We start from the raw sequence: 23,579 nt of genomic DNA, 5'->3' as shown, positions 1-23,579 counted from the left end.
TTTTATTTTACCCCACAGTTATTTATGAGATTTTTTTAATTTAAATAATAGAATGAAGGGACTAATTGATATGCGTAAATACTTATTAAAACGTGTTTTGTATATGCTATTAACATTGTTCCTGGTTGCGACAATCACATTCTTCTTAATGAAATTGATGCCCGGAACACCATATACGAACCAAGCTAAAATGACAGCTTCACAAATTGAAATAATGAACAAACAATATGGTTTGGATAAACCTATTTGGGAACAATACTTGATTTACATTTTTGGTATGTTCCATGGTGATTTTGGAACTTCTTTCCAATATAGTAACCAACCAGTAGCATACTTAATTTCTAGTCGTTTAGGTGCTTCAATGCAACTAGGTTTACAAGCAATGATCTTCGGGGTTTTCTTCGGTGTAATTCTAGGTGCAGCTGCAGCTATCAAGCATAATACATGGGCTGATACAGGAGCAACAGTAATTGCGATTATTGGTAAATCTGTACCAAACTTCGTGTTAGCTATCTTGTTACAATACTATATTGCTTTGAAATTGGGCTGGTTCCCAATTGCAGGTTGGGGTCAATTCTCCAATACAATTTTACCAACAATTGCTTTAGGGGTAGGACCATTAGCTGAAACAGCTCGTTTTATCCGTACAAGTATGGTTGAAGTATTGAACTCTGATTATATTGAATTGGCTAAAGCAAAGGGCTTAAGTAAATTTGAAGTGGTTTATCACCATGCATTAAGAAACAGTTTGATTCCATTAGTTACATTATTAGGGCCTTATACAGTTGCTTTAATGACAGGTTCTATGGTTATCGAAAATGTCTTTAACATTCCAGGAATTGGGGAACAATTTGTTAAGTCAATCATGACTAATGATTACCCAACTATTATGGGGGTAACAATGGTCTTCTCAATCGGATTGGTAGTAGTTATTTTAATTACTGACATCATCTATGGATTGATTGATCCACGTATTAGACTTGAAGGAAATGGAGGGAATAAGTAATGGAAGAAAAATTAAAATTAAGTCCAGATAGTTTCGAACCTTTAGCAAAAGGCGAAGCTCAAGATAATGAAAAAATCGCTGCTCCCTCACTTACCTTTACTCAAGACGTATGGTTAAGATTAAAGAAGAACAAAGGTGCAGTTGTCTCTTTGATTGTTATCTTATTGATGGTGATTGTAGCATTTGGTTCAACACCATTCATTAATAAAAGTACATTAGTTAAGTCTCAGCCACAATATGCAAACTTACCAGCTAAGGTTCCAGGTCTAGATGCAATTAATGGTCTTAACGGTAAGATTAAGCAAGGCGGTGTCTGGGTAGATGCTTATGCTAAAAATGATGTTCCAAAAGACAAGTATTTCTATTTAGGAACTGATTATTTAGGACGTTCATTAGCTCAACGTATTATTTACGGTACAAAAGTTTCATTGATTGTAGCTCTAGTCGCAACATTCTTTGATTTAACAGTTGGGGTCGCTTATGGTATCATCTCAGGATGGAAAGGGGGTAGAGTAGATAATGTTATGCAACGTATTATCGAAATTATTTCCTCTATCCCTAACCTTGTTATCGTTGTTTTGATGCTGGTAGTATTGAAGCCAGGTATGACTTCTATTATCTTAGCTATCGCAATTTCTTCATGGACAACCATGGCTCGTATGATTCGTGCCGAAACGCTGTCCTTGAAAACACAAGAATATGTATTAGCCGCAAGAACATTAGGTGAGTCACCTACAAAAATTGCATGGAAACACTTGGTACCAAACTTATCAAGTATCATCATTATTCAAACAATGTACACAATTCCATCAGCTATCTTCTTCGAAGCATTCTTGAGCTTTATCGGTATCGGTATTACAGCTCCAGAAACTTCTTTAGGGGTATTGTTGAATGAAGGACAAAAGAACTTCCAATTCTTACCATATCAAATGTGGTATCCAGCAATTGTATTGTGTGTATTGATGATTGCATTTAACCTTTTAGGTGACGGTTTACGTGATGCATTCGATCCAAAGACAAGAAGGTAGGTTTTAAACAATGGCAGAAAGAATTTTAGATGTTAAAAATTTAAAAGTGGATTTCCACACCTATGCCGGCGAAGTTAAAGCCATCCGCGATGTGAGTTTCCACTTAGATAAAGGTGAAACCCTAGCAATTGTAGGGGAATCAGGTTCAGGTAAGTCTGTTACAACTAAAGCAATAATTGGTCTTTTAGCAAATAATGCTAAGGTTGTTGGTGGTGAAATTAACTTCAACGGACAAGACATTTTGAAAAAATCAGAAAAAGAAATGCAATCCGTTCGAGGAAAAGAGATTTCCATGATTTTCCAAGATCCAATGACTTCTTTAGACCCAACAATGAAAATTGGACAACAAATTGCTGAACCTCTAATGAAACATAAAGGCATGAATAAGAAGGATGCTTGGGCAAAAGCTCTTGATATGTTAAAGGCTGTTGGAATTACAAATGCTGAAAAACGTATCAATGACTATCCACACCAATTTTCAGGTGGTATGCGTCAACGTATCGTAATTGCGATTGCATTGGTATGTGATCCTGAAATTTTGATTGCTGATGAACCAACAACTGCGTTAGACGTTACTGTTCAAGCACAAATCTTGGATTTAATGAAAGAAATGCAAGCTAAAGTAAAAACATCTATTATCTTCATCACTCACGATTTAGGTGTTGTAGCTGGTATGGCTGATAGAGTAGCTGTTATGTATGCTGGAGAACTTTTAGAATATGGTACAGTTGATGAAGTATTTTATAACCCACAGCATCCATATACTTGGGGACTTTTGAATTCCATGCCAACTTTAGCAAGTGATAAGTTAGAATCTATTCCAGGAACACCACCAGATTTACTTGATCCACCAAAAGGCGATCCTTTTGCTCCAAGAAATCCATATGCGATGAAGATTGATGCTGAGCAAAAGCCACCATTCTTCAAGGTATCAGATACACATTATGCTGCTACATGGTTGTTACATCCAGACGCTCCTAAAGTAACACCACCTGAAGAAATTGTTAGACGTCAACAAAAGTATGCAGAATTAATGGCTAAAAAGAAAGATTAACAGAAAGGATGAGAATTAATGCCAGAAAGAAAAAAATTGTTACAAGTTAAGCATTTAAAACAATACTTTACTTCCGGTAAGTCCACTGTTAAGGCTGTTGATGATGTTACTTTTGACATTTATGAGGGTGAAACATTTGGGCTTGTAGGAGAGTCAGGTTCAGGTAAAACAACAACGGGACGTAGTATTATTCGTTTATATGATCCAACTGATGGGGAAATTATTTTCGATGGAAAAGATGTTAGCAAGTTAAAGACTAGATCTGAAAAATTAGAATTTAATCGTGAGATGCAAATGATCTTCCAAGATCCATATGCTTCCCTAAATCCAAGAATGACAGTTGAAGATATTATCGCTGAAGGTATTGATATTCATGGTTTGGCCAAGAGTAAGAAAGAACGTTCAGAAATGGTTGAAAATCTACTTGAAACAGTTGGTTTGAATCGAGATCATGCTAGTCGTTATCCACATGAATTCTCTGGTGGTCAACGTCAACGTATAGGGATTGCTCGTGCATTAGCCGTACAACCTAAGTTTATCATTGCTGACGAACCTATTTCAGCTTTGGACGTTTCTATTCAAGCTCAGGTAGTTAACTTATTGAAAGATCTTCAAGAAGAAAAGGGATTAACTTATCTCTTTATCGCCCACGACTTATCAATGGTTAAGTTTATCTCCGATAGAATTGGAGTTATGCATTATGGAAGACTATTAGAAGTAGGACCAGCTGATGATGTCTATGATAAGCCTCTACATGACTATACTAAGAGTTTGATTTCTGCAGTTCCAATTCCAGATCCTGAAATTGAACGTCAACGTCATAGAATTGACTATGATCCTTCTATTGAAGGTGATGATGGTGATAAGGTTCGTTCTTTACATGAAATTACACCAGGTCATTTTGTAAGATGTACGGATGATGAAGTGGAAATGTATAAGAAAAAAGCTGCTGAATACGAAAAATAAGTAATTAGAAAATAAAATTAATATCGCACCATTTCCTAGTTATTAAACTTTGAAATGATGCGATTTTTGTTTATTATGATAAATTATTTCTGTTGTTGATCTTCTTCTTTAATATGAGCGTGTACAAAGTAACGATAAATCGCCATACCGACGATCAATAACAAAATACCGACGATATTTAAGATTAAATTCTTGTAGTCATCGTGAATAATTAGTAAGTTTCGTAGTAAGGCTGTTAACCCCAGTCCCATTAATAAAGTAATTGATACATGACCATTATTTTTAAGAGAGCTAATCACAATCATGAAAAATTCAAACAGTAAAAAGAAAACAATAATTTTGTCTATCATAAGATAAATATCACTGGTTGTAGGTTCAAGCGCAATTTGGAAAAGACGAATAATTTCTTTTGCGATTTGAATTAATAAAACTATTCCCAACAAAATAATAATAACGAAGCTAAGTACACTGAAAAGTTGAGCGAACTTATCTGCGTATTTTTGAATTAACTTTGAGAATTTCAAAATAGTGTACCTCCTAATCTAATAATGCTAACGTTAATTTGCACACTTTCTATACACATAGTGTACTAAATAACAGGTTAAAACAAAAGGAATTGTGCAGTATAAAGCGACACGTTGATTAGGATCGAACCAAATTAATATACAAGATAAAATACTAGTAATTAAAGCAAACAGTGGAATAACAGGATACCAAGGTGTCTTATATTTTAACTCAGATAAAGAATGTCCGGATTTTAAAAATTGTTTTCGGAAATTAAGCTCTGCTAAAGCAATAGCTGCCCAAACAATTACAACTGCTAATCCAGAAACAGAAACCAAGACTAGGTAGATAGTATCTGCTGCAAAAATACTTGAAAGCAGAGCTAACAATCCACCAATCATACTTAAACATAGTGCAATGACAGGAATACCATTTTTATTAGTTTTTGAGATATTTTTAGGAATTGTTCCTTCATTTCCTAATGACCAGAGCATGCGAGTTGATGCATATAATCCGGAATTGGCCGCAGAAATAATGGCAGTTAGAACGACAAAATTCATAATATCAGCTGCATAAGGAATACCCATCATTTTTAAAACATAAACAAATGGGCTTTGCGTAACTCCAGCTTTTTGGTAAGGGATAAGAGCGGCCATAACAACAATGCTTCCAATGAAAAAGATAACCAACCTCCAAAGAGTTGTGTGAATAGCTTTAGGGATAGTTTTATCAGGTTCTTTTGCCTCACCAGCTGTAATAGCAATTAATTCAGTACCGGAAAAGGCAAAATTAACAGTTAACATAGTCGTGAAAACACCACTAAATCCATTAGGAAAAATACCATTTTTATATAGGTTACTAATGCCGGGAGCATGAGTGAAATTATTTAAGGGAATAATTCCAACCATTGCTAGGATACCAAGTAAGATAAAGGCTACAATTGCAAAAACCTTAATGGCGGAAAACCAAAATTCACTTTCGGCGAAGATTTTAACCGAATAAGCATTGGAAAAGAATATTAATATAATAAAAATAGTACTCCAAATCCAAACTGGGGTATGAGGAAACCACTCTTGCATGATAAATCCAGCAGCTGTAAATTCTGAACCTAGAGCAATCGTCCAGGTTAACCAATATAAGATTGCGACAGTAAAGCCAGTACCTTCGCCGATATACTTTTTGGCATAAACATGGAAAGCACCAGTATAAGGCATTGCCACTGATAGTTCCCCAAGGCATAACATTACGGAGTAAACAATTAAAGCTCCAATTAAATAGGCGATAATGGTACCAATAGGGCCTGCTTGATGAATGGTATAGCCAGAACTTAAAAACAAACCGGTTCCGATAACTCCACCTAAAGAAATCATGCGAATATGACGAGTTTCCATTTTACGATTAAGATGTGTTTTCTTAGACATATTTAATCCTCATTTCTTGAAATTACAGTAATTATAATTATTATTATAACTTTAAATTAATTTTAGATTAGATTATAATTAGTATATTAACATGAAAAAGTAGGTGAGTAAACGTGGACTTTACAGAGTTTTTAACTAACAATCCAGTTGTTTTAGATGGGGCAATGTCAACTCCACTTGAAAAATTAGGCGTAGATACAAATAATGATTTATGGACAGCTAAAGCATTAATTGATAATGAAGAATTGGTATATGAAGTTCATAAAATGTATTTCGAAGCTGGAGCGGACTTAATAATTACGGATACTTATCAAGCTAATGTTCAAGCATTTGAAAAAGTTGGATACAGTGAAAAAGAAGCTAGAAATTTAATTAAAAAAGCAGTAAAAATCGCACAAAAGGCACGCGATGATTATGAAAATAGAACAGGAAAGCACAATTATATTGCTGGAACAATTGGTCCATATGGTGCTTACCTAGCTAACGGAAGCGAGTATAGAGGAGATTATGAGTTATCTGTTGAAGAATATCAACAATTCCATTTACCAAGGATTGAAGAATTGGTAAATGCAGAGGTCGATATCTTAGCTATTGAAACTCAACCTAAGTTAGATGAAGTGCTAGCAATTCTAGAATTGTTAAAGGAAAAATATCCGCAACAAAAAGTGTATGTTTCTTATACTTTGAGCGATGATGATACAATCAGCGATGGAACACCATTGCCTAGAGCTATCCACGCACTTGAGGATTATTCGCAAGTAATAGCAGTAGGAATCAATTGTGTAAAGCTAGAGTTAGTAGAACCGGCTTTAAAAAATATGAAAGAAATCACAGATAAGCACTTAATAGTATATCCTAATTCAAGTGCGGTCTATGATCCTAAGAGTAAGACTTGGTCCCAACCTAAAACTAGTGCAACCTTTGAAGAATTGATTCCTAATTGGTATGAAGCAGGAGCTAGAATTATTGGTGGTTGTTGTACAACAGGACCAAAGGAAATCAAAGCAGTGGCGGATTTTATTAAGCGTAATAGATAATATTATAAAGGTCATCTATCATGGGATAGGTGGCTTTTTTGTCGTTTAAGAATGAATTTTAACCGTTTAATAAAGATAGTGAACCGTTCATACAAAGAGACGTAAAATGTACTTTAACTATGCTATATTAAAAGTGGAAAGGGGGAATCAAAGATGAAAGTTAATATTAATATTGATGAAAATTTAGTAGAAGATAGAGCAGAATTTTATCTACAAGAAATGACTGATAAAATTACAAGAATTGCCAAAGAGTTAACTAACGATAATAGCGGATTATGGTGCTATAAAAATAGAGATATTATTCCCGTGAAATATGAAGAAATTATTCTAATTCAAAGTGAAAATAATATACTTATGGTCTATACAGATGAAGATAGCTATGAATACCATGGCAGATTGTATCAGGTAAAAGATGAGTTACCAAATATGTTTATAGAAGCTTCTAGAAGTGCAATTTTTAATTATCAAAAGATTGATCATTTGGAAATTCTAGGAAGTGGCATGATTGACGTAATCTTAGAAAATCAAATGAGAGTAGGGATTTCAAGAAGGAAAATTAAGATTTTGAAAGGGAGGTTAGGGCTATGACCATTAAAAAAATTGCTAGACTTGGAATCAATGGTATCACTTATGGTGTAACAGTAGGGATGATTCTTTCGTTAATCTTTTCATATTTAGCTGGTAGTAGTAGCTACTATCCATCTACACCAGCTTTTGTAGCAGGATTTAATAATAATTTGACGGCAACACTTATTTCTGTATTACTATGGATGGTAATTGGATTATTTTCAGCATACTCAAGCATAATTTTTGAATTGGAAAATATATCTTTGCTGATTAAAACTGTGATTCATTTTTGCTTAGTATATGCGATTGTGTTGGCAGTAGGAATATATTTGAAGTGGTTCACGACTAATGGATTTATCTTAGTTACTATCTCTTTTTTAGTCGTTTATACTGCTATCTGGGTAATTACATGGTTAACGATAAAGAATGACATTAAAAGGATAAATCAACAAATAACAAAGTTAAAAGAAAAATAAAAATTTATGTAGTAGTAAACCTTATTAAAAAGTGTTAGAATTAATCTGTAATAATTCTAAACTAACTTTGGAAGGGGAAATTATTATGGCAATGAATCCTAGCAAAGCGCAAGACGTGTGGAAAGATATTGGAAAGAGTGTACAATTTACGGTTCTTGAATTAAAGCGTGAAAATCAAGCTCATGAACAAGAAGTGATCCAAGAATTTGCAGATCGTTATCAAGCAATTATCCGTTCCTTGAGAATTAGGAATGGCGATGGTTACTTAAAAGCATCTTTCGGTATCAGTAATGAAGCTTGGGATTATCTATTCCCTAATGCTCCCAAGCCCAAGGAACTAGAAACGTATAAAACAATCAGTGGTCCAAAATACTCAATGCCTGCAAGTAAAGGCGACTTATTCTTCCATATTCGTGCCGATAGCGAAGCATATGTGTACGAAGCAATGAGTCAATTCCGCAGATTCCTTGAAGACATTACAACAGTTGTTGATGAAACTAAAGGTTTCCGTTATTTTGAAGGCCGTGCTATTATTGGCTTTATTGATGGAACAGAAGCTCCGCAAGTAGAAGATGCTGCTGATTACGCAATCATTGGTGATGAAGATCCATTCTTTGAAAATGGTTCATATGCATTTGCTCAAAAGTGGAAACATAATATGGACTTCTGGAATCATATGAAGACTGAGGAACAAGAAAAAGCTGTTGGTCGTGAGAAATTTACTGACCTAGAACTTGAAGATGAAGATAAGTTTAAGAATGCTCATAACGTAGCATCTAAGGCTGAAATTGATGGTGAGGAACAAAAGATTGTACGTATGAACGTTCCATATTCTGATCCAGCACAAAATAATACTGGTACTTACTTTATTGGATATGCACGTCATTGGAAAGTAACCAAAATGATGTTACAAAATATGGTAGATAAATCAGACTTTTTACTTACATTCTCTGATATTTTATCAGGTCAACTATTTTTTATTCCATCACGAGATATGTTAGACAAGATTGCTGATGGTGAATTGAATAAGTAGTCTTGGGTTAGCTCAAAAGATTAAAATAATCTTTTGAGTTTTTATTTATAAAAAATACATAATTAGATAAATGTCTGATAAATAAATGATTAAAAGTATTGCTTTGTTAATATAAGCATATTACTATCAAAGTGTGTAGATAGTTATTTTGTGAGTGTTTGAGAAAAGGGGGAGTTCAATGCACCAAAAGGATTTGAGGGTAAGAAGGACACGGGCAAAAATTAAAAGAGCATTGATTGATACTATCAATGAGAAAGGCTTTGGCAATTTAACAGTGTCTGATATTACTGAAAGAGCTGGAATTAACCGAGGAACTTTCTATATTCATTACAAGGGTAAACAAGATTTGTTAAATCAGTTAGAGGAAAATGTATATGCTGATATTATAAAGTTATTTCATGAAAATGGAACTATTTCTTCGGCAACAAGTTACGAGGATTTGAATGAGCAATTTTTTCAAAAGTTTTCAGCGTATATTTATGGAGAACGTGACTTCATTTTAGCAATGGTATTAGGAAATGGAGATCCTATGTTTTATCATAAGGTTAAACAAATTCTAATTCGAGAATTACTGAAAAGAATGGATTATCTGGGTATAAAAATGGATGATGAAATACCTCGTGAATATATACAGGAATATGCGATTGGTAGTATGTTAAATTTATCCATTTATTGGTTAGAAAAAGATGATCCAGAAGCACCAAGTGAGTTTACAAAAATAATGATGTATACGCGTACTAAAGCACCGTTATCATTTGCAGTTAAGGAATAATAATTATAGACAAATATGATTTATTGTGTGTGGTGCTAGTTGATTGGTAAATGATATAATCTCAAATTATACATCAACAAAGAAACTTCAAATCTAGTTTGAAATCCTGTTAAGGAACGATTACGGTTATTTTCGATCTTACCTCTACAACGAATTAAAAAATAATTATAAAGAATAATTATTATGCTTGGTTGCCCCTTTCACATTTGAGCTGTATAGTGTCACAAAATTATAATGCATAATTTTTTGTATTTTATTATTGATTTTTAATTTATTTCATGATAAATTAATAATCAACAAGATAAACGAGGTAATTTGATTATGAAAAAGACTAACTTCAACAACATTATTATTGCAAGCATTCGGGTCATTATTATTTAATGATGCGGCTTGCATGGTTGTGCCCGCATCGCTTGTGAGAAGATGCGGGTAGGAGTTAGCAAAACGCTGGTGACTATCCATCATAGTCACCAGCGTTTTTTTGTTTGTTTTGTTGAAAAATTTTTTAGAATGGATGTGACGTTTATGGAATCAGTAGAAAGTACCAACTTTAAAGTAGAAAAAGACCCGGTGAAAACTGTTATTGCCGCTTCAATGGTGGGCACCGCCATTGAATTTTTTGATTTTTATGCCTATGGGACTGCGGCGGCTGCTTATTTCCCTAAAATTTTCTTTCCAGCAATGACCCCCTTAATTGCAACCATGCTCTCATTATTAACATTCGGGGTTGCCTTTGTTGCCCGCCCAGTCGGTTCCTTTGTCTTCGGTCACTTTGGTGATAAGATGGGGCGTAAGAAGACCTTAGTTGTTTCCCTTTTATTGATGGGACTATCCACCGTTTTAATCGGTTTTCTGCCTGGTTACCGAACTTTAGGGGTATCAGCCGTCTTACTACTTTGCTTACTCCGCTTCGTTCAAGGGGTAGGCCTTGGTGGTGAGTGGTCTGGGGCTGTTTTAGTCGCCACAGAAAATGCTCCTAAGGAAAAACGCGCCCTCTATGGTTCTTTCCCTGAACTAGGAGCTCCTATCGGTTTCTTCCTTTGCAACGGGCTCTTCTTCAGTTTAGAAAGTTTCTTAAGTCCCGCCCAAATGATGAGCTTTGGCTGGCGGATTCCTTTCTGGGCCTCAGCTGTCCTCGTAGTGGTTGGTCTTTACGTCCGGCATAAGCTTCAAGAAACACCACTATTTAGGTTAGCCCAAGAAAAGGCCGAAGTTAGCCACTCCCCATTGAAGGTTGTCTTAAAGCACCACTGGAAGCAAATCCTTCAAGGAACCTTCATCATGGGTTCAACTTACGCTTTCTTCTTCACACTAACAACCTGGTCACTTTCTTATGCCACGACTGCCCTTGGCTTTGGTCACCAAGAATTTCTCTTCCTGTTGATGATGGCCATTGTCATCTTTGCAGCCATGATTTTATTATCATGCCTTTATGCTGATAAAGTCGGTCGCAAATCCGTCCTCTTATGGACAACAGTTGCCCTACTGGTTTTCTCTTTTGTCTTTCCAGTTTTACTGAAGGGTCAACACAATATGGTCGGGATGCTCACCTTCCTAGGGGTTGGTTTCGTCATCATGGGTACCCTTTATGGTCCCGTTGGTGCCTTACTTCCAGAACTCTTCCCAACCAACGTTCGTTATTCTGGAGCCGGTATTGCTTATAACATGGCGGCGGTAGTTGGGGCAGCCTTGGCTCCTTCCATAACTACTTGGTGCATCAGCAAGTTCGGTTTAATGTCAGCTGGATACTACATGGGCGCCTTAGCTGTTTTGGCAGTCGTTGCCCTTGTTTTAACTAAGGAAACCAAGGATATGGACTTCAGTAAATAAACGCTACGCACAGTTGTGATAGCGAAAAGTTTTTATGGTTTCAAAGCCCACGTTGAGATTACCTATGACGGCTATATTATTAATTATGTTATTACTAAAGCCTCTGTTCATGATGCTGTTGAAGCTCTAGAACTTATTACAAGCAGTCCTTATTATCAGCTTTTAGTTGATGTTGGTTATGTCGGCAAAGATTTACATGATTTTCTAAAAAAACAAGGTTTCTATTTATGGACACCTTATCGTTCCAATATGAAAGGCACTAAAGAACATAATTCTCAAAACTAAAGAATCAACGGCGTAAAATTGAAACATGTTTTTCAATGATGAACAATGCTTTTCATGTAGAAAATAATAAAAATAGATTAATTTCTGGGTTTCAAACAGAGTTTGAACTTGAAATTCTACTATAAAATCTTGGATTTTATAAATATATTTCTAACTAGCACCACGGGTGATTTATTAAAAAAGAAGAATAGCAGCCTTTGATTTAAAATAATCAAGAGCTGCTATTTTTTGTGGTTAAATTAAGCTAGACTATCTAAAAATTGTAGTACACTTTCATAGTCTGGTTCATTTGTTTGTTCAATAACTAATTCACGATATAAAACCTTACCGTCATTATCTAACACCCAAACGCTACGAGCATCAGTATCATTATCAGCAACATAAAGACCAGCATTCTTGCCAAAATCGAAAGCTTTATCAGAAAGAAGTTGCATATTCTTAACGCCTTCAGTTGCACACCAATTTGCTTGTTCTTCAATTGTGTTTGTAGAAACTGTATAGAAAGCGATGTTGGAATATTTGTCTACATCTTGATTAAATTTTTTAGTAGAAATACTACATACACTAGTGTTGATGTCAGGAACAACACTGATAAATGTCACTTTCTTTAATAAATCAGAACTACTTACATTTTCACCTTTGGCATTTTGAACTGTAAATTCTGGGAAAACTCCATTAACGTCTACAGGAGTTCCGTTAGTTGATAGGGGTTCGTCATGACGAGTAATTTTCATAATTAATCGATCCTTTCGTTATGTACTATCTTAATTATAGAACGAGTGAGCTTAATAGTGGTAAATATATGCTTGTAAAAATATTTCGTAAAAATATTTCGTAAAACTTAACGTTCGTATAATTATTATATACGAACATTAGCGTGTTAAGCATTATCATTATTTTTATATTAGAAATGCTAATTTTATGTTGATTAATCACGAAATGCCATATATATTTTAAATCGTAATATATGAACTATTAAAGTAGTTGTTTATTTTATTGTTCGTTTTTAAAAACAGGAGGTACAAAAGTGAGAAGTAATCGATATGTTGTTGCCTTAGCGGGTGTTATCTTTCATTTAATGATTGGTTCAGTTTATGCTTGGAGTGTTTATGCAAAGCCTATTGCAAGTCAAACTTCTTGGTCAGAATCAGCTATTTCATTTGCTTTTAGTCTGGCTATTTTCTTCTTGGGAATGTCTGCAGCTTTCATGGGCCGCTTAGTTGAAAGATTCGGTCCTACAGTGACAGGAACTATTTCAGCTCTCTTATTTGGAACAGGTATCATTTTGACAGGTGTTTCAATTCATTTGAATCAATTATGGATGCTTTACTTGTCATATGGGGTAATCGGAGGATTAGGATTAGGTTCTGGTTATGTAACTCCTGTTTCTACAATTATCAAATGGTTCCCAGATAAGCGAGGCTTAGCAACAGGTTTGGCTATCATGGGATTCGGATTTGCTGCTTTACTTACAAGTCCAATTGCACAAAGATTAATGAGTGTAGTAGGGTTAGAAACAACATTTTACATTTTAGGTGCATTCTACATGATTGTTATGTTTATTGCAGCACAATTTATTAAGCGTCCTAAAGAAGGCGATGTTCCAGAAGTAGCAGTTGCTAAAGGTAATAAAGTTAGTTTAGGTGCTCAACTTACAGCTAACCAAGCTTTAAAAACTAAAGCATTCTACTCTTTATGGTTCATGTTGTTCATCAACATTACTTGTGGAATTGGTTTAGTATCTGCAGCTTCACCTATGGCCCAAGAAATGACTGCTATGAATGCAGGTGCAGCAGCTGTTATGGTAGGTATTATCGGATTATTTAACGGTTTTGGTCGTCTTATCTGGGCAACATTATCTGACTATATCGGTAGACCTTTAACATTTAGTTTGATCTTCATTGTAGATATTATCATGTTAGCAACATTACTAATTTTCCACGTACCAATGGTATTTGTTGTAGCATTATGCTTGTTAATGTCATGCTATGGTGCTGGTTTCTCAGTAATCCCTGCATATCTAGGTGATGTATTTGGTACAAAAGAATTAGGTGCTATCCACGGTTACATCTTAACTGCATGGGCAATGGCAGGTATGGTTGGTCCAGTTTTACTATCTTACACTCACCAAATGTTACATAGTTATGCAACAACAATTATAACTTTCATTATTGTTGATATGGTAGCATTGTTTGTCTCCTTCTGGGTACAACGTGACATTTTGAGAATTAAGAAACAAGTATTTGAAAAATAAACTAGTATTGAATTGAAAATATATTGTTCAAAGCATAATAATTGTTGTGTAACCGCTTATATGTTATAATTTTTCTAAATTAAAAAAGAGAGGTATGGGCGATGGCAATACTTAGCTTACAGAATGTAGGATATAAAGTTGATACTAATGAGATATTGAAAAATATAAATCTAGACATCAACGAAAATGAATTTATAACAATCACCGGTCCTTCGGGTGGAGGGAAAAGTACTTTATTAAAGATAATAGCTACTTTACTAACTGCGACAACTGGAGAAATCTTCTTTGATGGGAAAAATCAAGATGAGTATGCGATAACTGAATATAGACAACAAGTGTCATATTGCTTTCAACAACCTAGTTTATTTGGAGAGACAGTATTTGATAATTTGAGTTTTCCTTATGAGATTCGTCAAAAAGAATTTGATGAAAAATCTGCAATTGAAGCTTTGAAATCTGTAAACTTACCAGAAACTTATTTACATAAGGATATTAATAGTTTATCTGGTGGTGAGCGTCAACGAGTAGCTTTGTTGAGAAATACGATGTTCTTACCAAAAGTTTTGTTATTGGATGAAGTAACTGTAGGTTTGGATGCTCGTTCAATTGAAATTGTGCATGAATTTATTGATAAGATTTGGAAACAAGGAGTAACAATCTTACAAATTACACATCATGAAGGAGAAATTAAGCAAGCTAATAAAATAATTTGGGTAGAGGAAGGGATGATTAAAGATGTCACAACTAAGCGTTAATAATTTATCTTTAGCATTGGCTTTTGCATTAGTATTAGTAGCCGTTTATATTAGTAACCGTGAAAAATTAGGTTTAACAAAGGATATTTTTTACAGTATTTCCCGGGCAATAGTCCAACTTGTAATCGTAGGATATATTCTTAAATATATCTTCAATGTAAATAATGTTATCTTAACAGCAGCAATGAGTTTCTTTATTGTGTTAAATGCTGCTTACAATGCTCATAAGCGAAATCCTAATGACCACAAGAGTTACTTTAATTCATTATTAGCTATTTTTGTTAGTACATATGTAACTATGGGAGTATTAGTAGCTTCCGGTTCAATTAAATTTATTCCATCTCAAATTGTTCCTATCAGTGGGATGATTGCAAGTAACTCTATGGTTGCGATTGGTCTTTGCTACAGAAACTTAAATACACTTTTTAAAAATCAAAGACAACAAGTTTTAGAAAAGTTGGCCTTAGGAGCATCTATGAAGCAAGCTTCATTACCTTTATTGCATGCAAGTATTAAGACAGCGATGCAACCAACGATAGATTCTGCTAAAACAGTAGGGTTAGTCAGTTTACCTGGAATGATGTCGGGATTAATATTTGCAGGGGTGGATCCTGTACATGCTATTAAATATCAAATAATGGTAACATTTATGCTCTTATCAGCTACAAGTTTGGGTTCAATTATTGCAGGATATCGTACGTACAAAGATTACTATAATGAAAAGTTACAATTAAGAGTTAAGTAATAAAAAAATGGTGGAACTATTTTCCATCAAGGATACAGCTAAAAATATGAAGTGGGTTATATCTGGTCTGATTGTGAAATTATTTCGCTGTCAGACCTTTTTGATACAGAAAATTTTTAGTGTTAAAATTATTGTATTTCTAACAATTTTTTGATGCTGATACAGTAGTTTATTTTAAAGATCCAGATGGTACAAATTTGGAATTAATTTTGCCTAAGGGCCCATTTCAACGTGAAAGAAACTAAAAAAAGAAGCTAGAACTTAAAGTTCTAGCTTCTTTTTATATAATCTCTGATGGGTGGTCAGGGGATCGAACCCTGGACCCACGGATTAAGAGTCCGTTGCTCTGCCAGCTGAGCTAACCACCCATAACTCATCAACAAATTATATAATATCAAAGTTTAGAAAATTATGCAAGATTTTTTTGAAATAAAAAAAGAATTATGTTTTTGCGTATAAAACATAATTCTTTTTAATATTTAAAGATTATTGAAATCTGTCCTATCTAAGTCTGTTTCAGGATTAACTTTTGGCCATTCATCAAAGTGTTTTAGCCACCATTTGTATTGGTCATCTGCTAATTCATAGAAGAGTTCAGTTAAAGAAACTCTATATGATGAAAATGAATTATTTTCAGGAACAACATTTCCTACAATCATAGCTGAGTAGAAGTATTGATGTTGAGGAAGAATAATATTGGTATAATGACCACTTTTAGCTTCAGTATCATTGAAATAATTACTAAAGTATTTTATACCTTCCATGAGCTCTAATTTGTTGTATACATCCGCCATATATTCAGGTGTAAAATGATTGCTTATGATAGGAGCATTGGCAGAAGGATAAACATTTTCTGAATATCCAGCTGTCATGGCATGAGGAACTAATAATACAGCGATAGTACCTACGTGAGAATCTCCAATCTTAAAGTCAGGATTTTGTCCAGCTTGGTATCCAGCTAATGCATGAACTATCATCATAGCTTTTCTTTTATCGCTGATAGGGGCCATTTTCATTGGAGGAACACCTATTGCAAATCGCATGCGATTAATATTTTCTAAAGCTCGTTTACTATAAGCATCAGCTAAGTCTATTAAAGGTTTCAAGTTAATAACATCTTCATCTGTGACGACGGTCTTAATGCGTTTGTCAATGTTACTACCCATAGAGTCTTTAGTGCCACGACCTAGAGCGAATTCTTTAAGAATATCTTCTTTTAGACGATTAATAGTTGTTACCATCTTATCGTAGGCTGGAGTACCAACTTGAAGATATTCATCGACTGTTTTGTATTTTAAATATTCAGGATCTATAGGATTACCAGCATAAACATCACCTAAATAAGGTAATATCTTGGCTACAAGTTTAGTTCTTTCAACAATATCATCTAAAGAAGCTGTAATTTTATAATTTTCATCGGTAAATTTAATATAGCTATCTTTTCCAGGGACCTGTAATTTTAATAGTTCTTCTAATGCTGCTGTACGCTCTTTTTCTTTGTCAGCGATCAATTTATCTGCTTTATTCTGTGCATCTATTGCTTCGTTAATAACAGTTGTTAATTTAGTAGCTTGTTCTTCATATAAATATGCTTTAGAAGGATCTTGTAACATTTCTTTACTTGCATTAATAAAGTCTGTTGCTCTATTTAATTCAGTGTATAAGGAAAGCTTAGTATCTACTAAATTTTGTAATTCTTGAATTTTTGCTTCTAAATCGCGTTTACCTTGTAACTGTTTATCAGCAGATTTAATGTAAAAATCTAACCATAATTTCAAATTATTGTGCATAGACACTATACTTTCAGTACTAAAAGCATTGATATTTGGTAAGACATTTAATCCTTGTGTCTGTAACAAACCTTCAGTTGCTACTCTATATGCATCAGGTAAATACTTGATAGCTTCTTGATAATATGCAATATCTTCTTTAAATGATTTAATAGCATCAAATTTATTTTGTTCTTCAGTTGATAGAACTTTTCCATCTAATTGATTTTTTGCTTCAATAACGTTGGCAATGGCCTTGTCAACAGTAGCCTGAGTTACTTGAGTAGTATTTTGTAATTTTTTCAGTTCATTTATTGCATTATCATAAGCAAATTGGGAAGAAGCAGTTGCATTATGGTAACGTTGGTTACTATCTCTATTATTATATTCTTCGAGAAGTTCATTTGCTTTAGAAAAATCTGTGGCTTTTCCATTTAGATTATTTTTAGCAGCAGTTAATTTATCAATCATTGCAACCATTTCTTCATTAGTCAATGATAATTTATATTGCAAAGATTTTGCTTCTGACATAAGTGCATCAAAAGCTAAACGGTTATTTTCAGAGGCATTATAATAAATAGGAAGTGATACTATGTTGGAATTTGCCATTAATAGATTTTGTAATGGTGAGATATCAATTTTAGGTTGTTCAGGTTTAGATGGTGATACCTCATCTATAGAACTAGGTCCCCCATTATTATCACTACCCGAGTTGTTAGTATTGTTATTATCACTGTTGCCAGTATCTACATTACCATTGTCAGTAGGGATATTACTGTTATCACTACCCGAGTTGTTGGTGTTGTTATTACCATTGTTGCCAGCATCAACATTACCATTATCAGTAGGAAGTTCTTGACTGTTGTCACTACCTGAGTTGTTGGTGTTGTTATTGCCATTGTTTCCAGTATCTACATTACCATTATCAGTAGGGATATTACTGTTGTCACTACCCGAGTTATTGGTGTTGTTATTGCCACTGTTTCCATTGTCAACATTGCCGTTGTCAGTAGGAAGTTCTTGACTATTGTCACTACCCGAGTTATTGGCATTGTTATTACCACTGTTTCCATTGTCAACATTGCCGTTGTCAGTAGGAATATTACTGTTATCACTGCCCGAGTTGTTGGTGTTGTTATTACCATTGTTTCCAGCATCAACATTACCATTATCAGTAGGAAGTTCTTGGTTATTGTCACTACCTGAGTTGTTGGCATTATTATCACTGTTTCCAGTATCTACATTACCATTATCTGTAGGGATATTACTGTTATCACTGTCAGAATTGTTAGTATTGTTATTACCATTGTTTCCAGCATCAACATTATCATTATCTGTAGGAAGTTCTTGAGTGTTGTCACTACCCGAGTTATTGGCATTGTTATTACTACTGTTTCCATTGTCAACATTGCCGTTGTCAGTAGGGATATTACTGTTGTCACTACCTGAGTTATTGGTGTTGTTATTGCCATTGTTTCCAGTATCAACATTGCCATTGTCAGTAGAAAGTTCTTGAGTGTTGTCACTACCCGAGTTATTGGCATTATTATTACCACTATTTCCAGTATCAACATTGCCGTTGTCAGTAGGAACATTACTGTTATCACTGTCCGAGTTGTTGGTGTTGTTATTGCCATTGTTTCCAGTATCAACATTACCATTATCAGTAGGGATATTGCTGTTATCACTACCCGAGTTGTTGGTGTTGTTATTGCCATTGTTTCCAGTATCAACATTACCATTATCAGTAGGGATATTACTATTATCACTACCTGAGTTATTGGCGTTGTTATTATCGCTGTTTCCATTGTCAACATTGCCGTTGTCAGTAGGGATATTACTGTTATCACTGCCAGAATTGTTAGTATTGTTATTACCATTGTTGCCAGTGTCTACATTACCATTATCAGTAGGGATATTATTGTTATCACTGCCAGAATTGTTAGTATTGTTATTACCATTGTTGCCAGTGTCTACATTACCATTATCAGTAGGGATATTACTGTTATCATTGCCCGAGTTGTTGGTATTGTTATTACCATTGTTGCCAGTATCTACATTACCATTATCAGTAGGAAGTTCTTGGTTATTGTCACTACCCGAGTTGTTAGTGTTGTTATTGCCATTGTTTCCAGTATCAACATTACCATTATCAGTAGGGATATTGCTGTTATCACTACCCGAGTTGTTGGTGTTGTTATTGCCATTGTTGCCAGCATCAATATTACCATTGTCAGTAGGAATATTACTGTTATCACTACCCGAGTTATTGGCGTTGTTATTATCGCTGTTTCCATTATCAACATTACCATTGTCAGTAGGGATATTACTGTTGTCACTGCCAGAATTGTTAGTATTGTTATTACCATTGTTGCCAGTGTCTACATTACCATTATCAGTAGGGATATTACTGTTATCACTACCTGAGTTATTGGTGTTGTTATTGCCATTGTTGCCAGTATCAACATTACCATTATCAGTAGGAAGTTCTTGATTATTGTCACTACCCGAGTTGTTGGCATTATTATTGCCATTGTTGCCAGCATCAACATTACCATTGTCAGTAGGGATATTACTGTTATCACTGCCAGAATTGTTAGTATTGTTATTACCATTGTTGCCAGTGTCTACATTACCATTATCAGTAGGGATATTACTGTTATCACTACCTGAGTTATTGGTGTTGTTATTGCCATTGTTGCCAGTATCAACATTACCATTATCAGTAGGAAGTTCTTGATTATTGTCACTACCCGAGTTGTTGGCATTATTATTGCCATTGTTGCCAGCATCAACATTACCATTATCAGTAGGAAGTTCTTGATTATTATCACTACCTGAGTTATTGGTGTTGTTATTACCACTGTTTCCAGTGTCAACATTGCCGTTGTCAGTAGGAACATTACTGTTATCACTACCCGAGTTGTTGGTGTTGTTATTGCCATTGTTGCCAGCATCAATATTACCATTGTCAGTAGGAATATTACTGTTATCACTACCCGAGTTATTGGCGTTGTTATTATCGCTGTTTCCATTATCAACATTACCATTGTCAGTAGGGATATTACTGTTGTCACTACCCGAGTTATTGGTGTTGTTATTGCCATTGTTGCCAGCATCAACATTACCATTATCAGTAGGAAGTTCTTGATTATTGTCACTACCCGAGTTATTGGCGTTGTTATTATCGCTGTTTCCATTGTCAACATTACCATTGTCAGTAGGGATATTACTGTTATCACTGCCAGAATTGTTAGTATTGTTATTACCATTGTTGCCATTGTCAACATTACCATTATCAGTAGGGATATTACTGTTATCACTACCCGAGTTATTGGCGTTGTTATTATCGCTGTTTCCATTGTCAACATTGCCGTTGTCAGTAGGGATATTACTGTTATCACTACCCGAGTTATTGGTGTTGTTATTATCGCTGTTTCCATTGTCAACATTGCCGTTGTCAGTAGGAATATTACTGTTGTCACTACCTGAGTTATTGGTGTTGTTATTGCCATTGTTGCCAGTATCAACATTGCCATTATCTATAGGGATATTATTGTTATCACTGTCAGAATTGTTATTACCATTATTGCCAGTATCTACATTACCATTATCAGTAGGGATATTACTGCTATCACTACCCGAGTTGTTGGCATTATTATTGCCATTGTTGCCAGCATCAACATTACCATTATCAGTAGGGATATTACTGTTGTCACTACCTGAGTTATTGGTGTTGTTATTGCCATTGTTGCCAGCATCAACATTACCATTATCAGTAGGAAGTTCTTGATTATTATCACTACCTGAGTTATTGGCGTTGTTATTATCGCTGTTTCCATTGTCAACATTGCCATTGTCAGTAGGGATATTACTGTTATCACTGCCAGAATTGTTAGTATTGTTATTACCATTGTTGCCAGTGTCAACATTACCATTATCAGTAGGGATATTACTGTTATCACTACCTGAGTTATTGGTGTTGTTATTGCCATTGTTGCCAATGTCTACATTACCATTATCAGTAGGGATATTACTGTTGTCACTACCTGAGTTATTGGTGTTGTTATTGCCATTGTTGCCAGCATCAACATTACCATTATCAGTAGGAAGTTCTTGATTATTATCACTACCTGAGTTATTGGCGTTGTTATTATCGCTGTTTCCATTGTCAACATTGCCATTGTCAGTAGGGATATTACTGTTATCACTGCCAGAATTGTTAGTATTGTTATTACCATTGTTGCCAGTGTCAACATTACCATTATCAGTAGGGATATTACTGTTATCACTACCTGAGTTATTGGTGTTGTTATTGCCATTGTTGCCAGTGTCAACATTACCATTATCAGTAGGGATATTACTGTTATCACTACCCGAGTTATTGGCGTTGTTATTATCGCTGTTTCCATTGTCAACATTACCATTGTCAGTAGGGATATTACTGTTATCACTACCTGAGTTATTAGTGTTGTTATTGCCATTGTTGCCAGTATCAACATTACCATTATCAGTAGGGATATTACTGTTATCACTACCCGAGTTATTGAAATTGTTATTACCACTATTTCCATTGTCAACATTGCCATTGTCAGTAGGGATATTACTGTTATCACTACCTAAGTTATTGGAATTGTTATTGCCATTGTTGCCAGTGTATACATTACCATTATCTGTAGGAAGTTCTTGATTATTGTCACTACCTGAGTTATTGGCATTATTATCACTGTTTCCAGTATCAACATTGCCCTTATCGGTAGGAAATTCTCGATTACTATCACTACCAGAATTATTAGAGTTGTCAGAACTGTTATCTGCTTTTTGTTTATTTGTAATAATTGCAGGAGTAGGTAGAGGTGTTTGAGCTATTCTATCTTGAGGTTGGATAATTTTATCTAATATAACATTACCGTTAGGGGTGGTAAATGTTAAGCGATTGCCTCTAATAGAAATAACGGTACCTACTGGAATGGTATATTCATCACCAGGTTTATATCCATTCCATTCCATTAAAGTTTGATAATTAATATTTAATACTTGTGAAATTCCCCAGAAAGTATCTCCTCGTTCAAAAGTAAAAGTTCTATCGTTACTTGAAATTCTTTTGGCGATTTCAGCAGGAGAATTAGCATGCCAGCTTGAAGCTTGTACTTTAACGTTAGAAAGTGCTACCACACTTAAACCAAAAAATAAGGTAGTTATGCCTCTTGCGACCCAATGGTTACCCTTTTTAATAAGTTTAACTCTATATTTTTGTTCAATTAGTGCTTTATATAGTTTTTCCATATTTATCAAAAGTGATTAACTGAAATCACTTACTCCTTTCCTTTTAATGCTAGAGTGTCTATAACCTGCTATAAGTTTAATAGATTAATTAAAGGATAGTCAAGCGTTCGAAATATAATATTTTATAGATATAATATTGATTTGTACATAAAATTATAACTATTTAAAAAAGTGAAATTCGACAAAAGTATGAAAGAAAGCGACTATGAGACGTTATTAGATGCAAGAAATGCTGAAGGCGAAAAATATACAATTGAAGAAATACCATTAACCTCTAAAAATGTAAAAGGATTGGACTATAAAGGATCATATTTGAATTTTTATTTGGGAAATAAAGTAGTATTGTTACCTGTTTATGGAGATAAAAATGATGATATTGCTATTAAGAAGATTCAGACACTTTATCCTGATAGAAAAGTAGTACCTATAAATGTTACGCCATTATATAAAAATGGTGGAATGATTCATTGTGTAACTCAACAACAACCATATGAAAAGGGATTAGAAGATGAATAATAGCAAAAACAAGTTATCTAAGAAAGTAAAGCTTATCATACAAGTCGGGTTAATATTTGGATTGGTAACTATATCAATTTGGGGATATTTACCAATTATAGATTTTTTTGACGAGTTGTTGTATCTAAATTTTAGTCATTTAATGTTTATATTTGGAATATTTTTAGGTATTTGTTATTAAGTATTGTGCATTTTAAAATATTTTCTTGCTGAAAAAAAGAAGGTATCGTCAGTTATCTCTTATATACTGGTAATTTTTCCATCTACTTTTTTAT

At 34.3% G+C, this 23,579-nt stretch carries 19 protein-coding genes, 1 tRNA gene and 1 pseudogene; 16 read left to right on the top strand and 5 right to left on the bottom strand.

Going from position 1 to position 23,579, the window contains the following annotated elements; all coding sequences use genetic code 11:
• Window positions 1-70: 70 nt before the first annotated feature.
• The 4 genes from opp3b to PTA89_RS08550 are packed head-to-tail and all read left to right on the top strand — an operon-like array spanning window position 71 to window position 4,054.
• On the top strand, window positions 71-1,006 hold the full coding sequence (gene opp3b, locus PTA89_RS08565; protein WP_003709355.1) for an oligopeptide ABC transporter permease: 936 nt from the start codon (window positions 71-73) through the stop codon (window positions 1,004-1,006).
• Window positions 1,006-2,034, top strand: a complete 1,029-nt coding sequence (locus tag PTA89_RS08560) for an ABC transporter permease (protein WP_003700958.1) — start codon at window positions 1,006-1,008, stop codon at window positions 2,032-2,034. Before opp3b ends, PTA89_RS08560 begins: the two co-directional genes overlap by 1 nt.
• Window positions 2,035-2,044: 10 nt before the next feature.
• Complete coding sequence (locus PTA89_RS08555) at window positions 2,045-3,088, top strand: ABC transporter ATP-binding protein (RefSeq protein ID WP_003702677.1); 1,044 nt, start codon at window positions 2,045-2,047, stop codon at window positions 3,086-3,088.
• Between the two features lie 18 nt (window positions 3,089-3,106).
• The gene (locus PTA89_RS08550) at window positions 3,107-4,054 is read left to right on the top strand and encodes an ABC transporter ATP-binding protein (RefSeq protein ID WP_003707469.1); all 948 of its coding nucleotides are present in this window, start codon (window positions 3,107-3,109) and stop codon (window positions 4,052-4,054) included.
• A gap of 83 nt (window positions 4,055-4,137) precedes the next feature.
• Here PTA89_RS08550 and psiE read toward each other — a convergent pair whose 3' ends face one another.
• Both psiE and PTA89_RS08540 read right to left on the bottom strand, forming a co-directional pair.
• Window positions 4,138-4,578 (bottom strand): phosphate-starvation-inducible protein PsiE, encoded by a 441-nt coding sequence (psiE, locus tag PTA89_RS08545; RefSeq protein WP_324177218.1) that lies wholly within the window; start codon window positions 4,576-4,578, stop codon window positions 4,138-4,140.
• Between the two features lie 33 nt (window positions 4,579-4,611).
• On the bottom strand, window positions 4,612-5,979 hold the full coding sequence (locus PTA89_RS08540) for an amino acid permease (RefSeq protein WP_324177217.1): 1,368 nt from the start codon (window positions 5,977-5,979) through the stop codon (window positions 4,612-4,614).
• A gap of 113 nt (window positions 5,980-6,092) precedes the next feature.
• Here PTA89_RS08540 and mmuM point away from each other — a divergent pair, with 113 nt between their 5' ends.
• From mmuM to PTA89_RS08505, 7 genes are all read left to right on the top strand, one after another.
• The gene (gene mmuM, locus PTA89_RS08535) at window positions 6,093-7,016 is read left to right on the top strand and encodes a homocysteine S-methyltransferase (RefSeq protein ID WP_324177216.1); all 924 of its coding nucleotides are present in this window, start codon (window positions 6,093-6,095) and stop codon (window positions 7,014-7,016) included.
• Window positions 7,017-7,169: 153 nt separating this feature from the next.
• Window positions 7,170-7,604: a LytTR family DNA-binding domain-containing protein gene (locus tag PTA89_RS08530; protein ID WP_003700966.1), complete on the top strand. Its 435-nt coding sequence runs from the start codon at window positions 7,170-7,172 to the stop codon at window positions 7,602-7,604.
• Window positions 7,601-8,059, top strand: a complete 459-nt coding sequence (locus PTA89_RS08525; protein WP_003707474.1) for a DUF3021 domain-containing protein — start codon at window positions 7,601-7,603, stop codon at window positions 8,057-8,059. The genes PTA89_RS08530 and PTA89_RS08525 overlap by 4 nt, the downstream gene beginning before the upstream one ends.
• Window positions 8,060-8,144: 85 nt before the next feature.
• Complete coding sequence (locus tag PTA89_RS08520; RefSeq protein ID WP_003705582.1) at window positions 8,145-9,092, top strand: Dyp-type peroxidase; 948 nt, start codon at window positions 8,145-8,147, stop codon at window positions 9,090-9,092.
• A 178-nt stretch (window positions 9,093-9,270) separates the two neighbouring features.
• The gene (locus PTA89_RS08515) at window positions 9,271-9,864 is read left to right on the top strand and encodes a TetR/AcrR family transcriptional regulator (RefSeq protein WP_034997623.1); all 594 of its coding nucleotides are present in this window, start codon (window positions 9,271-9,273) and stop codon (window positions 9,862-9,864) included.
• A gap of 510 nt (window positions 9,865-10,374) precedes the next feature.
• Window positions 10,375-11,694, top strand: coding sequence for an MFS transporter (locus PTA89_RS08510; protein ID WP_191976159.1), 1,320 nt, complete (start codon window positions 10,375-10,377; stop codon window positions 11,692-11,694).
• 15 nt (window positions 11,695-11,709) lie between these two features.
• Window positions 11,710-11,979 (top strand): transposase, encoded by a 270-nt coding sequence (locus tag PTA89_RS08505; protein ID WP_004564014.1) that lies wholly within the window; start codon window positions 11,710-11,712, stop codon window positions 11,977-11,979.
• A 239-nt stretch (window positions 11,980-12,218) separates the two neighbouring features.
• On the opposite strand, the gene PTA89_RS08500 is transcribed toward PTA89_RS08505, so the two are convergent.
• Window positions 12,219-12,713, bottom strand: coding sequence for a thiol peroxidase (locus tag PTA89_RS08500; protein WP_003705576.1), 495 nt, complete (start codon window positions 12,711-12,713; stop codon window positions 12,219-12,221).
• A gap of 293 nt (window positions 12,714-13,006) precedes the next feature.
• Between PTA89_RS08500 and PTA89_RS08495 the strand changes: the two genes are divergently transcribed.
• The 4 genes and pseudogenes from PTA89_RS08495 to PTA89_RS08480 form a co-directional block, all read left to right on the top strand.
• Entirely contained in the window at window positions 13,007-14,233 is a 1,227-nt protein-coding gene (locus PTA89_RS08495) for an L-lactate MFS transporter (RefSeq protein WP_004564015.1), read from the top strand.
• Between the two features lie 101 nt (window positions 14,234-14,334).
• Complete coding sequence (locus tag PTA89_RS08490) at window positions 14,335-14,988, top strand: ABC transporter ATP-binding protein (RefSeq protein WP_003700976.1); 654 nt, start codon at window positions 14,335-14,337, stop codon at window positions 14,986-14,988.
• Window positions 14,969-15,733: an ABC transporter permease gene (locus PTA89_RS08485; protein WP_003705574.1), complete on the top strand. Its 765-nt coding sequence runs from the start codon at window positions 14,969-14,971 to the stop codon at window positions 15,731-15,733. Before PTA89_RS08490 ends, PTA89_RS08485 begins: the two co-directional genes overlap by 20 nt.
• Window positions 15,734-15,897: 164 nt before the next feature.
• Window positions 15,898-15,978, top strand: a pseudogene (locus tag PTA89_RS08480) (VOC family protein); the annotation flags it as partial.
• Between the two features lie 50 nt (window positions 15,979-16,028).
• Here PTA89_RS08480 and PTA89_RS08475 read toward each other — a convergent pair.
• Window positions 16,029-16,101 (bottom strand) — tRNA-Lys (locus PTA89_RS08475).
• Window positions 16,102-16,212: 111 nt separating this feature from the next.
• Window positions 16,213-22,788: a LysM peptidoglycan-binding domain-containing protein gene (locus PTA89_RS08470; RefSeq protein ID WP_324177215.1), complete on the bottom strand. Its 6,576-nt coding sequence runs from the start codon at window positions 22,786-22,788 to the stop codon at window positions 16,213-16,215.
• A 189-nt stretch (window positions 22,789-22,977) separates the two neighbouring features.
• On the opposite strand from PTA89_RS08470, the gene PTA89_RS08465 reads away from it, so the two are divergent.
• Window positions 22,978-23,304 carry an agmatine deiminase family protein gene (locus PTA89_RS08465; protein ID WP_003705572.1) on the top strand — a complete coding sequence of 109 codons (327 nt, stop codon included), beginning with the start codon at window positions 22,978-22,980 and terminating at the stop codon, window positions 23,302-23,304.
• Window positions 23,305-23,579 lie beyond the last annotated feature (275 nt).

Source organism: Ligilactobacillus salivarius (assembly GCF_035231985.1).
Classification (GTDB): Bacteria; Bacillota; Bacilli; order Lactobacillales; family Lactobacillaceae; genus Ligilactobacillus; species Ligilactobacillus salivarius.
Note: the sequence above shows the minus strand (reverse complement) of the source record. Positions and strands in the feature narration are given on the sequence as shown.